This window comes from Rhodococcus sp. 05-340-2 (genome assembly GCF_002258915.1).
Lineage (GTDB): Bacteria > Actinomycetota > Actinomycetes > Mycobacteriales > Mycobacteriaceae > Rhodococcoides.
In genome coordinates, this window is record NZ_NOYU01000006.1 from 489,080 (window position 1) to 501,126 (window position 12,047).

Genomic DNA, 12,047 nt, shown 5'->3' on the forward strand with positions numbered 1-12,047 from the left:
GCCTTGAAAAGAAGAATGTCTGCCCTGGGTTTCACCCTCGTGGCACTGTGTGCGTCCCTGTTCGCAACGGGGCCAACAGCTTCGGCAGCCCCCGCGCCGACGATCCCCGATCCGGACGTCTTCTACGCTGCACCGGCCGACATAGCCGATCATGCGCCGGGTGACATCCTCGCCAGCCGTCGGGCCGACGCATGGATGTACCCCAACACCGACATCTGGCAGCTCAAGTACCGATCGACCAACTCCGCAGGTGCTCCCGTTGCCGCGGTGACCACTGTGCTGATGCCCCGAGGTAGAGGTGCGGGAACGCCACTGGTGTCGTACCAGGCCGTGATCAATGCTCTGGGTGTCAAATGTGCTCCGTCGCATGGCCTTTTCACGTACGAGATCGGTGAGGCTCCGAGCCTGTACCTCGGCATGGTCGCCCGCGGCTGGGCTGTCGCAGTTCCGGACTACCTCGGCCCGAACGGTGCCTACGGGGCAGCGGAGTACGAGGGTCGGTTGACGCTCGACGGAGTTCGGGCAGTGCAGAACTTCGAGCAATTGCCGCTGAAGGAAAGCCCGGTCGCGTTGCTCGGTTACTCCGGTGGCGCACTGGCGACCTCGTGGGCCGGAGCCATGGCACCGACGTATGCGCCGGAGCTGAACATCGTGGCCACCGTGCAGGGCGGTATTCCGGCCGACCTCGAATTGATCGCGAAGAACCTGGGCTACAGCCCGATTCCGCACCCCGCGTTCGGAATGGCACTCGCGGCATCACTCGGGCTCGAGCGTGAATACCCGACCGAGTTTCCCGTCTCGGAGAACCTGAATGCGGCAGGCCTGGCGTTGCGGGATCGCGTCAGCAACGAGTGCAGGCGCAGCATCATCGTCGGAGGAGCGTTTCGCAGTGCGCGCGATCTCTCGAACGTGGACATCGCGTCGTTGCCCTCCGCGCAGGCGGTGTTGAAGAAGAACAGCTTGGTGGACTACCCGGGCGTGCCCACGGCCCCGGTGTACATGTGGCAGGGGGTCAACGACTTCATCACCCCGTTCGCGCCTGTGAAGGAGACGGTCGACCGATACTGTGCGGCCGGAGCCACCGTCCAATTTCGGGCTTATCCGCTTGCCGAGCACTTCAGCGGATCGCTCGTCGGTCTGCCCGACGCCTACGCCTACGTGGACGCACGATTCCGAGGTGAGCCGGCACCGTCGAACTGCGGCTGATGTCCGCTCGGTAGTGAGCTCACACCGTATTTGTCGACTGCGCGCCCTTGCTATCGAGTGAGTGGGGGCGCGCAGTCGGTAGTAGGTGTGTGAGGTCGTTGTGGAACCGGAACGCTGTTCGCCGCGTCCAACCAGAGGTGAAGGCAACGCGGTGGTGGGTGGCGGGAGTGGTCGGCGTGATGGCATTGGTCGCCGGATGTGGCGGGGCGACGGAGGGTGCGCCGGTTGCAGAGCCGGCAACGAGCTCGGTGGTTGCGTCGCCGGTGGCGGACGACCTATGGGATCCCTGCACCATCCCGAACGACGCCATCGAGGCAGCGGGATTGGATGTGGACAGCAAGAGCACGAACCTGTTCGGAGACGCGCCGTTGTCCACCGATTGGAAGACATGCATCTGGACGGACCCTGATCCCGGATCGTGGTATTTCCTGGGAGTGTTCTCTGGCTTCCACTCATTGGACAATCTGCGAAGCAACGACCGCTTCGGCCAGTTCTCGAAGGTCGACAACCTTGGTGGATACCAATTCTTGCGTGCCGATCGTCCCGCTGGAAGAAGCTGCGGCATGGCCTTCGAAGTCGACTACGGATTGGTGTACTTCGTCCTCGACACAATGGGTTCCGAAGAACCGCAGGGTGACCCGTGCATGGAGATCATGCGAATCGCAGGCTCTCTGCACTCGTCGCTGCCTCGGGCAGCAAATTGACTGACGGGGGTTTGGTGGGATCTAACGTCGATAGTCTTGCAGCGCCGATGCAGCAGTGGCGCAACCTGTCCGAGCAGGCTGCCGCGGGGGCGCTGGAGATTCCGGAGGGCGTGGCGTTCCAGTGCGACCAGGCGTGTGCCGAATACCTCAGACACCTGAATGGCATGTTGCAAAGGACGGAGTTTCTCGTCGATGTCGACGCATTCGGCACCCTTCCTTCAGCCCAACAGCTGGGTCGCAAGTTCAAGCGACTTGCCGATGGGGAAGAGGGGTCGGCGGCCGTCGTGATCAGGCAACACATCGAGGTCGTTCAATTGATGCGGTCGGTGTTTCGACGCTATTTCGTCGAGACCGAAGAGCTCGATCGGGGTGTGGGCGCTCGGATCGGAGGTATCGGGGCGGGCTTGGGGGAGTGAGCTCGCAACCTCACACCCCATTTCTCGACCTCACACCCCCGCTATGACGTGAACCCAGGCGCTCGGTCGGCAAAAAGGGTGTGAGGTCCCGTAGATCCTTGCGCCATACCGTCGAACACTGTCCGAATTGTCCGTAACGCCAACCCCTGCAACACAATCGAGACAACATTCGCGAATCCGATGACTTAGTCTGCGATCGTGAATCTCTCCGCTGCCCGTCTGGTGCCGATGCGACCGCGCGATCCGAAGGAACCGCATCGCTCCGCGAGCCCCCTCGAATTGTTCTTCGACCTGGTGTTCGTGGTGGCCGTCAGCATCGCGGCGGTTCAACTCCATCACGACCTCACCGAGAACCACATCGCCGACGGCCTGCTCGGCTACGCGCTCGTGTTCTTCGCGATCTGGTGGGCGTGGATGAACTTCACGTGGTTCGCCACGTCCTTCGATACCGACGACTGGCTGTATCGCGTGCTGACCGTCGTACAGATGGCCGGCGTCCTGACCTTGGCCGCCGGGATCGAACCGTCCGTCGTCGACGAGAATTTCACCATCGTGGTGATCGGTTACGTGGTGATGCGCGTGGCGATGGTGACTCAATGGCTGCGGGCATCGAGAAATCCCGAACATCGGCAGACCGCGCTGACCTACGCGACAGGCATTGCGGGAGTTCAGATTCTGTGGATTCTTTGGGCCCTGCTGCTCGACGGCACCCCAGCCGTCATCGTGTTCGTCGTACTCGCAGGCGTCGAGATGTCGGTGCCGCTGATCGCCGAACGCAACGGCACCACACCCTGGCATCCCCACCACATCACCGAACGCTACGGACTGTTCACGCTGATTCTGCTCGGCGAATCCCTACTCGCGTCGGCCAACGCGATCATCGAAGCGATACACGACGAGACCGCCCTGGCACCGTTGATCTCGATCTCCGTCCTCACCCTTGTCGTCACCGCGAGCCTGTGGTGGATCTACTTCTGGCCCCCGCATCACCGGGCGATCGGCCAGTTCGGCAACTCGGTGGTCTACGGCTACGCGCACTACTTCATCTTCGCGGCAGCGGGTGCGTTCTCGGCCGGCATCGAGGTCGAGATCGACGTATTGACCGAGCACAGCAAGCTCGGCGACGTCGCCGCGTCGTTCACCGTCACGGTGCCGATTGCGATATTCGTCCTCGGTGTCTGGCTGATCGCTATTCGCGCCCACGCGGACCGCATCGTCAACATCGCGGTTCCGCTGGGCGCCCTACTCGTGTTGTTCGACCCGATCATTCCCATCCCGATCACCCTCACCGCAGTCGTCATGATCGTCGTCGTCGGAGTCCTGGTCGCACGCGGGCCAAGAGACGCGGAGCATGAGAAACTGACCACATGAGTATCGGAACACTGATTCTGCTTCGTCACGGCGAGAGCGAATGGAACGCGTCCAACCAGTTCACCGGTTGGGTGGACGTGCGACTGACCGAGAAGGGCGAGGCCGAGGGCAAGCGCGCCGGCCAACTCCTCGCCGAGGCGGGCATCCTGCCCGACCTGCTGTACACCTCGCTGCTGCGTCGCGCGATCAGCACCGCCAACCTCGCGCTCGACGCTGCCGACCGGCACTGGATCCCCGTCGTCCGCGACTGGCGTCTGAACGAACGGCACTACGGCGCGCTGCAGGGATTGAACAAGGCCGAGACCAAGGACAAGTACGGCAACGAGCAGTTCATGCTGTGGCGTCGTAGCTACGACACCCCCCCGCCGCCCATCGAGGTCGGCAGCGAGCACAGCCAGGACGCCGATCCGCGCTACGCCGACCTGGACAGCGTTCCGCTGACCGAATGCCTCGCCGACGTCGTCGAGCGCCTGATCCCGTACTTCGAGGAGACGATCGTCGCCGATCTGAAGGCAGGCAAGAACGTCCTCGTCGCCGCGCACGGCAACTCGCTGCGTGCGCTGGTGAAGTACCTCGACGAGATCTCCGACGCGGACATCGCCGAACTCAACATCCCCACCGGCATTCCGTTGAAGTACGACCTCACCGAGTCGGACGGCAAGCTGAAGCCCACCAACCCGGGCGGCACCTACCTCGATCCCGAAGCAGCGGCCGCAGGTGCAGCTGCCGTGGCAAACCAGGGCGGTAAGTAGCTCTACGGCGCTCGAACCGACGTTTTGTCGTAACTGCAGGTGAACGATCGAAGAACACTGCCGACGGGGACTATGACGACCAGGGAAATGCCTGCACCCTGCGTATGTGAGCTGTCCATCGAACGTACGATTCCGGTGTGAGTGTTGCATCGGCCGTACTACTGGCTATCGCCGCGGCCTTCGTGGGATACCTCGTCGGCGGTGTTCTGATTCCCTACCTCAACACCCGACACTCGGAGCGCCGCCGAGCCACGTCCGGGCTCACGATGTCGCAGGTACTGGACCTGATCGTCCTCGCATCCGAGAGCGGCATCGCCGTCGTCGACCAATTTCACGACGTCGTGCTGTCGAATCCGCGAGCCGAGGAGCTCGGGCTCGTGCGTAACCGTCTGATCGACGACCGGGCCTGGGATGCCGCGCTCAAGGTCCTCGCCGACGGCAACCCCGTCGAAGTCGACCTCAGCTCGAAGAACCCGAGAACCGGCCGGGACAAGATCGCCGTCCGCTGCGTCGCGCGCCTGCTCAGCAAGGAAGACAAGCGGTTCGTGGTGCTCTTCGCCGACGACGATTCCGAGCAGGTCCGGATGGAGGCGACGCGTCGGGACTTCGTGGCCAACGTCAGCCACGAACTCAAGACGCCCGTCGGCGCGATGAGCCTGCTGGCCGAAGCGCTGCTCGAATCGGCCGATGATCCGGCGTCCGTCCGGCACTTCGGCGGCAAGGTCGTCGCCGAATCCAAACGGCTCGGCAACATGGTGACCGAACTGATCGCCCTCTCGCGACTGCAGGGTGCAGAGAAGCTCCCCGACCTCGAGGTCGTCGACGTCGACACCGTCGTCAACGAGGCGATGGACCGATCCAAACTCGCCGCCGAGAACGCCGGTATCTTCGTCACCACCGACCACCCGAGCGGCCTCGAAGTTCTCGGCGATCAAGCGCTGCTGGTGACGGCCCTGGCCAACCTCATTCAGAACGCCATCGCCTACTCCTCGGACGGTGCTCCGGTGTCGGTGAGCCGCGCCCTGCGCGGAGACAACGTCGCGTTCGCCGTCACCGACCGCGGCATCGGCATCGCCAAGGAAGACCAGGAACGCGTCTTCGAGAGATTCTTCCGCGTCGACAAAGCTCGGTCGCGGGCAACCGGTGGCACAGGCCTGGGCCTGGCCATCGCCAAACACGTCGCAGCCAACCACAACGGCAGCATTTCGCTGTGGAGCAAGCTGGGCACCGGATCCACCTTCACCCTCCAGATCCCTGCGTACTTCGAAGAAGAAGACGACGCTTCGGTTACAGAAAGAGAGAATCAGTGACCAACGTTCTGATCGTGGAAGACGAAGAGTCGTTGGCCGATCCACTGGCCTTCCTGCTCCGCAAGGAAGGTTTCGAGGCCACGGTCGTCGGAGATGGACCGTCGGCACTCGCGGAATTCGATCGCGCAGGGGCGGACATCGTGCTGCTGGACCTCATGCTTCCGGGCATGAGCGGAACCGACGTGTGCAAGCAATTGCGTTCGCGTTCAGGCGTTCCTGTGATCATGGTGACCGCACGCGACAGTGAGATCGACAAGGTCGTCGGGCTCGAACTCGGTGCCGACGACTACGTCACCAAGCCGTACTCGGCACGCGAACTCATCGCCCGGATCCGCGCGGTTCTGCGACGCGGCTCCGACGCCGAGGTCGACGGTGGAGTCGACACCGGAGTGCTCGAAGCCGGACCGGTGCGAATGGACGTCGAACGCCACGTGGTGATGGTCGGATCCGAGCAGATCACGTTGCCGCTCAAGGAATTCGATCTGCTCGAGTACCTGCTGCGCAACTCCGGTCGCGTACTGACCCGCGGACAGTTGATCGACCGGGTGTGGGGAGCCGACTATGTGGGCGACACCAAGACACTCGACGTGCACGTCAAGCGACTGCGCTCGAAGATCGAATCCGATCCGGCCAAGCCGGAACACCTGGTGACAGTGCGTGGACTGGGCTACAAGCTCGAGGGGTAGTGCGCTGCGCGCAGTGGTGCGGTCGAGTGCTCTCCAGGGCACATGACCACACCACTGCCGGAGGCAGTTATCGGCGCTGCGCCTCACGGGTGGCGGGATGCACCGCGATCAGACCCAGACCGCGGCGGCGCTTGCACAGCGACGCCAATTCCTCGTAGGCGGCCTTACCGAGCAGCTCGGTCAATTCCGGCTTGTAGGACTCGAACACCTGCTTCGATCCGACGTGCGCATCGGGCGAGCCCGAGCAGTACCAGTCCAGATCGAGACCACCCTCGCCCCAGCCGCGTCGGTCGTACTCGCCGATCGTGGTCTTGAGAATCTCGGAGCCGTCCGGCCGCGTCACCCAGTCCTGGGTGCGCCTGATCGGCAGCTGCCAGCACACGTCGGGCTTGACCTCGAGCGGCTCGATGCCCTTGCGCAGCGCCATCGAATGCAGCGCGCACCCGATTCCGCCCTCGAACCCGGGACGGTTCTGGAAGATGCAGGCACCCTTGTAGCGCCGCGTACGCAGCGACTGCTCGTCGTCGAGATCGTCGTATTCGACGTACCCCTTCTTGCCGAGACCCTTGTCCATGAGCTGCCAATCCTGCGGAGTGAGCAACTTCACCGACTCGTCGAGCTTGCGTTTGTCGTCATCGTCGGACAGGAACGCGCCGTGGGAGCAGCAACCGTCGTCGGGTCGGCCCGCGACGGTTCCCTGGCATGCCGGAGTTCCGAACACGCAGGTCCAGTTGGACAACAACCACGTCAGATCCGCAGCGATGAGATGTTCCGAATTGTCGGGGTCGGGGAACTCGACCCATTCTCGAGGGAAATCCATCTCGACCTCTGCAGCGAACGACTGCTGCTCACGACCTGATGTCACAAACGTCGACGGTAGACCCAGTACCGTGGGCATGTGCGAATAGGGGTGCTCGACGTCGGTGCAGACGCGGGCTCGAGGCGACTCGTAGCGTTCGTATCGCGGATCATGACGGCCGACCGTGCAGAATTGGAACGTGTCAGCGCCGACAGGTCGCCACAACGGGTGGCCGGGGCTCTGGTAGCGGAGGCGAGCATGCGGGCATCGACAACGAAGTCATTCGAGATATGCCCGTGGGCGCTGAAGGAAGGTTTGATGTTGAGGAAGCTGGACCCCGAAACCGACGGCGATCTGGTGGGGAGTTCGAGATGAGCGACACCAACCCGGAGGACACCGGACAGATCTCGGTTGCCGAGCTGCTGGCCCGAAACGGTCAGAAGACGAACCTGAGCGCAGGCGGTCGCCGTCGCCGTGGCGTCAAGGGCGGCATCTCCGTCGCCGAGCTGACCGGTGAGATCCCCGTCGTTCGGGACGAGCCCGGCAACCGCAGCGCCGTGGTGGTCGAAACCCCGGCTCCCGACGCGTCCGAGCCCGAGACGCCCGACGTCGCCCCGGCAGCGCCGCAGAGCAGCGATGTGGCCGAGGACGACGCACGCGCCGCCGGCTCCTCCCGGCCGCAACCGGCCCGGCCGCAGACCACTCGCCCCACCCCGTTCCAACCGGCAGGCAAGCGCGAGAAGCAACAGCCCGAGCCGGAGCTGCTGTCGGGCTCCACCACGGTTGCCGGGGATCTGCTCAACCGCTCGCACGACGACACCGAACGCGCCAAGCGTCCGGCTGCGCCCTCCACGCCGACGTCGGATCGGCTTCCGTACGGATCCACCCCGGCCGAGCAGGGACGGACCCGCAAGCCTGTGGGATTCCGGGCATCGCGGCAGGTCGAGGTGGCCGAGCCGAACACCGACGTCGCTCCGCGAGCAGCGCTCGTCGACGTCGACGACGTGGCCAAGACCGCGGTGTCCCCGCGCATCCGACGCGCCGACGACAAAGAAGCCGGGTCTGCCGACAAGGACATCTCGACCGACGAGCCGACGGAGGTCCAGGCGGCCGCCGCCACCGAGACCGTCGATCTCGTGAAGCCGGAGATCGACGACGAAGAAAAGACCACGACCGACGTCGAGCCCGACACCGAAACCGCGTCGGACACGGAGGCCGACAGCGCGACTGCGGCCTCGCGCACCGACCGCCGGGCAGCAGCGGTCAAGGGCAAGGGCGGTGCCGTCCGGCAGTGGCTGGTGCTGATCGGTCAGGCAGTGGTGTCGATCGCCGTCGGCGCGCTGCTGTTCAAGGGCTTCGAGCAACTGTGGGACGTGTTGCCGTGGGTCGCTCTGGTGCTGTCGGTGCTGGTCATCGTCGGGCTCGTCGCGGTGGTGAGGATTCTGCGACGCACCGACGATCTGATATCGATCGTCATCGCGATCGCCGTCGGTGTCTTCGTCACGCTCGGTCCGCTCGCCTTCCAGCTCAGTACCGGCTGAGTCGGCACTCCGATGGGCGCGAAGCGAATTCGGGTGGGACTGTCCACGGCCTCGGTCTACCCGCAGAACACCGAGGCGGCGTTCCGCTACGCGGCGGAGCTCGGGTACGACGGCATCGAACTGATGGTGTGGGCCGAATCCGTCAGCCAGGACGTCGACGCGGTGGCCGCGCTCTCCCGGGAGTACTCGATTCCGGTGCAGGCCATCCATGCGCCGTGTCTGCTGATCTCACAGCGAGTGTGGGGATCGGATCCGGTCGCCAAACTCACCCGCTCGGTCGAGGCGGCCGAGAAGCTGGACTCGGCGACGGTCGTGGTGCATCCACCGTTCCGGTGGCAGCGCAAGTACAGCGACGGCTTCGCCGATCAGGTTGCCGAACTCGAATCGAACTCGCACGTGGTGGTCGCGGTCGAGAACATGTTCCCCATGCGCGCCGACCGCTTCTTCGGGCGTAAGGAGAAATCCGCACAGCGACTCGAACGACGTGGTGGGCCGGGCGCAGCACTGTCGGCGTTCTCGCCGTCGTACGACCCGACGGACGTCGGCCACGGTCACTACACGCTCGACCTCTCGCACACGGCCACCGCAGGCTCGGACGCGCTCGAGATGCTCGACCGGATGGGCGAGGGGATCGCGCACCTGCATCTGGCCGACGGCCGGGGCGCATCGGTCGACGAGCACCTGATCCCCGGCCACGGTAGTCAGCCCTGCGTGGAGGTGTGCACCGAACTGGTACGCCGCGGCTTCGAGGGTCAGGCAGTGATCGAGATCAACACACAGAACGCGCGGACGGTCCCCGAGCGTTCCTCGATGCTCGGACAAGCACTGCAGTTCGCCCGCGCACACCTGTCCTGAGGCCGCCGGTAAGTTGTCGGGAATGAGTTCTGCCAGCCCCTTCACAGCCGCCACCACCCTGACCGCGCTCGAGGTCGCCGCCGACACCGCGTCCTTCGCGGGCGCGATCGACTCCACCTGGACCATCGGTCCGAAGGTGCACGGCGGCGTGATGCTCGCCGTCTGCGCGGCCGCAGCGCGCAAGCACATCGTCGCGACGGACCCGGATCAGGCCGAGATCCAGCCGCTCGCGGTGAGCGTGAGCTACCTGGCCGCTCCCGATCCCGGCGAGGTCGCGCTGACGACGGTGGTGCGCAAGCGCGGTCGCCAGGTCTCGCACGTCGACGTCGAACTCACCCAGGCCGGACGCGTTGCCGTGCGGGCGGTGGTGACCCTCGGTCGTCCCGATTCCGACGACCCTCACCACGAGACGCCGACGTCGTTGGCGTCCATGGCCGTGGAGCCGCCCGCGGAGACCCTCGCGGTTGCGGGCGATCATCCGATGGCGTCCATCGTGCACGTGGCCAAGGGCTGCGAGATGCGTATCGACGAGTCCTCGGCGTCGTTCCTGACCGGTAAGCAGGGCGAGGCGGAGATTCGATTGTGGGTGCGACCCTTCGCGGGCGACGAGGCCGACGTCGACACGGCGGTGTTGTTCGCACTGATGACCGGAGACATCTCGGCTCCGGTGACCATGAACCGCGGAATGTTCGGTTGGGCTCCGACCGTGCAGCTGACGACCTACCTGCGCCGCCGTCCGGCACCGGGCTGGCTGCGCGTGGCGGCGACCAGCACCGTCATCGGCAGCACCTGGTTCGAGGAGGACCACGTTGTGCTCGATTCCACCGGTGCCGTCGTGGTGCAGAGCAGACAGTTGGCGATGGTGCCGCGCTCGAACTGACATGGCAGGCTTGTTCGCATGACGAGAATTGCAGTGATCGGCGGCGGACGGATCGGCGAGGCGTTGATCGCGGGACTCCTCGAGTCCGGCCACGCAGTGCGCGATCTGGTGGTCGCCGAGAAGTCCGAGGCCCGCGCCAAGGAGATCGCCGAGGAATTCGGTGTGCTGACCACCTCCGTCGGCGACGCATCGGAGGGTGCCGACGTGATCGTGCTGGCGGTCAAGCCGGCCGACGTCGAGACGGCACTGACCGAGATCACGAAGATCGAGCTCGACGGCGATCGCGAACAGCTCATCGTCTCCCTGGCCGCAGGCGTCCCCACCGCCAAGTTCGAGCCCAAGCTGCCCGCCGGCTTCCCGGTGGTTCGGGTCATGCCCAACACCCCGATGCTCGTGGGGGAGGGCGTCAGCGTGTTGGCACCGGGCAAGTACGCCCGCGCCGAGCACCTCGAACTCGTGCGCTCGATCCTCTCGGCCGTCGGCAAGGTGGTCGTGGTCAAGGAGAATCAGCTCGACGCCGTGACGGCCGTGTCCGGCTCCGGTCCGGCCTATTTCTTCCTGGTGGCGGAGGCCATGATCGACGCGGGAGTGGGCCTTGGATTGACCCGCGACGTGGCGTCGGCGCTCGTGGTTCAGACGATGGTGGGGTCGGGGGCGATGCTCGATCGCTCCGACGAGAGCGCGAGCGAGCTCCGATATGCGGTGACTTCTCCGGGCGGAACCACCGCCGCAGCGGTCCGTGAACTGGAGCGAAAAGGCCTCCGAGCAGCGTTTTTCGATGCCCTCGGTGCCGCAAATGCCCGATCCATTGAGATGGGCATCACAGCAGAATAAAAAATCTTTTCCCCACACCCGTCGCAGTAACCCCATCTGTCCCTATAGGCTCGGGGGCAGCACGTGCGTGTCTGTTCGGCAGGAGGGGAAGCCTGCCGCATGAGACGTGCCGGAGGTATGTGGATTGATGGCGTCTATAAACAAGCCGTCCAAGGGTTCGTCCCCGGACGGTCAACCGGCTCTGGCCGGAACGCAGTTCCTCACGGTCGCCGAAGTGGCGACGCTGATGAGGGTTTCGAAAATGACCGTGTACCGGCTGGTGCACGGCGGAGAATTGCCCGCTGTACGAGTGGGTCGATCTTTTCGTGTGCACGCCAAGGCGGTCCACGACTATCTCGAGACCTCGTACTTCGACGCAGGCTAGTAGTGCACGTGGGGCCGGTTTCGTAAGTCCTGGTTCACACCGGTAGGATTGGCGCTCGTCGTGCCAGCCAGCCGGTGTGCAGCCGTGGGCGAGTACGTGGCCCCAGCGCCAGCTCGGTGACCAAGGCTTTTGGCTCGAGGCCCTTGGGCTTGGTTGTCAGGTAGGCGTACGCAAACGGCGTGCGCGAAAACGCTAGAGAAGAACGTGAGGACACCCGCATGGGTTCAGTGATCAAGAAGCGTCGCAAGCGCATGTCGAAGAAGAAGCACCGCAAGCTGCTTCGTCGTACCCGCGTGCAGCGCAGGAAACTCGGCAAGTAAGCCTGCCGT

The 12,047-nt window shown here is 64.7% G+C and carries 14 protein-coding genes and 1 pseudogene; 14 read left to right on the plus strand and 1 reads right to left on the minus strand.

Translation table 11 applies throughout. From position 1 onward, the window contains the following. The first annotated feature begins 15 nt into the window (after positions 1-15). The 7 genes from CH271_RS03840 (at position 16) to CH271_RS03870 (ending at position 6,445) form a co-directional block, all read left to right on the plus strand. Positions 16-1,206, plus strand: coding sequence for a lipase family protein (locus CH271_RS03840; RefSeq protein ID WP_230596130.1), 1,191 nt, complete (start codon positions 16-18; stop codon positions 1,204-1,206). A 137-nt stretch (positions 1,207-1,343) separates the two neighbouring features. Further along, complete coding sequence (locus tag CH271_RS03845; protein ID WP_143546001.1) at positions 1,344-1,910, plus strand: DUF3558 domain-containing protein; 567 nt, start codon at positions 1,344-1,346, stop codon at positions 1,908-1,910. A gap of 47 nt (positions 1,911-1,957) precedes the next feature. After that, positions 1,958-2,326, plus strand: a complete 369-nt coding sequence (locus CH271_RS03850; RefSeq protein ID WP_256986201.1) for a hypothetical protein — start codon at positions 1,958-1,960, stop codon at positions 2,324-2,326. 228 nt (positions 2,327-2,554) lie between these two features. Next, on the plus strand, positions 2,555-3,697 hold the full coding sequence (locus CH271_RS03855; protein WP_094632775.1) for a low temperature requirement protein A: 1,143 nt from the start codon (positions 2,555-2,557) through the stop codon (positions 3,695-3,697). Continuing rightward, positions 3,694-4,449 carry a phosphoglyceromutase gene (locus CH271_RS03860; protein ID WP_037186924.1) on the plus strand — a complete coding sequence of 252 codons (756 nt, stop codon included), beginning with the start codon at positions 3,694-3,696 and terminating at the stop codon, positions 4,447-4,449. The genes CH271_RS03855 and CH271_RS03860 overlap by 4 nt, the downstream gene beginning before the upstream one ends. A gap of 137 nt (positions 4,450-4,586) precedes the next feature. Beyond that, positions 4,587-5,759 carry a sensor histidine kinase gene (locus CH271_RS03865; protein WP_037186927.1) on the plus strand — a complete coding sequence of 391 codons (1,173 nt, stop codon included), beginning with the start codon at positions 4,587-4,589 and terminating at the stop codon, positions 5,757-5,759. Next, complete coding sequence (locus CH271_RS03870; protein ID WP_032393874.1) at positions 5,756-6,445, plus strand: response regulator transcription factor; 690 nt, start codon at positions 5,756-5,758, stop codon at positions 6,443-6,445. Before CH271_RS03865 ends, CH271_RS03870 begins: the two co-directional genes overlap by 4 nt. 67 nt (positions 6,446-6,512) lie before the next feature. Here the strand turns inward: CH271_RS03870 and CH271_RS03875 are convergent, their stop codons facing one another. Beyond that, on the minus strand, positions 6,513-7,265 hold the full coding sequence (locus CH271_RS03875; RefSeq protein ID WP_170945923.1) for a hypothetical protein: 753 nt from the start codon (positions 7,263-7,265) through the stop codon (positions 6,513-6,515). A gap of 114 nt (positions 7,266-7,379) precedes the next feature. On the opposite strand from CH271_RS03875, the pseudogene CH271_RS03880 reads away from it, so the two are divergent. The 7 genes and pseudogenes from CH271_RS03880 to CH271_RS03910 form a co-directional block, all read left to right on the plus strand. Next, positions 7,380-7,619, plus strand: a pseudogene (locus tag CH271_RS03880) (Ppx/GppA phosphatase family protein); the annotation flags it as partial. Further along, positions 7,616-8,785, plus strand: a complete 1,170-nt coding sequence (locus tag CH271_RS03885) for a hypothetical protein (RefSeq protein ID WP_094632698.1) — start codon at positions 7,616-7,618, stop codon at positions 8,783-8,785. The pseudogene CH271_RS03880 and the gene CH271_RS03885, both read left to right, overlap by 4 nt. 12 nt (positions 8,786-8,797) lie before the next feature. Further along, positions 8,798-9,640 carry a sugar phosphate isomerase/epimerase family protein gene (locus CH271_RS03890; protein ID WP_037186935.1) on the plus strand — a complete coding sequence of 281 codons (843 nt, stop codon included), beginning with the start codon at positions 8,798-8,800 and terminating at the stop codon, positions 9,638-9,640. Between the two features lie 22 nt (positions 9,641-9,662). After that, positions 9,663-10,520, plus strand: a complete 858-nt coding sequence (locus CH271_RS03895; RefSeq protein ID WP_037186938.1) for a thioesterase family protein — start codon at positions 9,663-9,665, stop codon at positions 10,518-10,520. A gap of 18 nt (positions 10,521-10,538) precedes the next feature. Continuing rightward, positions 10,539-11,354: a pyrroline-5-carboxylate reductase gene (proC, locus tag CH271_RS03900; RefSeq protein ID WP_037186940.1), complete on the plus strand. Its 816-nt coding sequence runs from the start codon at positions 10,539-10,541 to the stop codon at positions 11,352-11,354. 127 nt (positions 11,355-11,481) lie between these two features. Further along, positions 11,482-11,718 carry a helix-turn-helix domain-containing protein gene (locus CH271_RS03905; RefSeq protein WP_008713658.1) on the plus strand — a complete coding sequence of 79 codons (237 nt, stop codon included), beginning with the start codon at positions 11,482-11,484 and terminating at the stop codon, positions 11,716-11,718. Between the two features lie 218 nt (positions 11,719-11,936). Next, positions 11,937-12,038, plus strand: coding sequence for a 30S ribosomal protein bS22 (locus CH271_RS03910; RefSeq protein ID WP_003402602.1), 102 nt, complete (start codon positions 11,937-11,939; stop codon positions 12,036-12,038). Positions 12,039-12,047 lie beyond the last annotated feature (9 nt).